The sequence below is a fragment of the Neisseria sp. P0022.S010 genome, assembly GCF_051956635.1.
In genome coordinates, this window is record NZ_JBQCXF010000961.1 from 1 (window position 1) to 367 (window position 367).

The 367-nt window shown below is 53.7% G+C and carries 1 protein-coding gene; it reads left to right on the forward strand.

Translation table 11 applies throughout. From position 1 onward, the window contains the following. Positions 1-367: IS3 family transposase (locus tag ACTHUT_RS22335; RefSeq protein ID WP_440420000.1), on the forward strand; the 367-nt coding region annotated here is incomplete at both ends.

Sequence of the window (367 nt, forward strand, 5' to 3'; positions counted from 1 at the left end):
CAAACCTGCCCAAAAGCAGCTTTTACTACCACCATCAAGACCGGCCCGACCCCGATGCAGCCGACAAAGCCCTTATCGCCGAAATCTACGAACGGCATAAAGGACGCTACGGGCAAAGGCGCATTGCCGCAGCATTGGATTGGAACCGCAAAAAAGTGGCGCGGTTGATGAAGCAGCTAGGACTGAAAGCTCTTATACGGGCAAAAAAAGCCTACCGCCATCCCGCCATGGGCGAAATATCGGAACACCTCCTCAAACGCCTATTCACAGCCGAAAAGCCCAACGAAAAATGGCTGACCGACGTGACCGAACTCAAAGGGAGCGACGGCAAACTGTACCTCTCGCCAATCTTGGACTTGTTCAACCG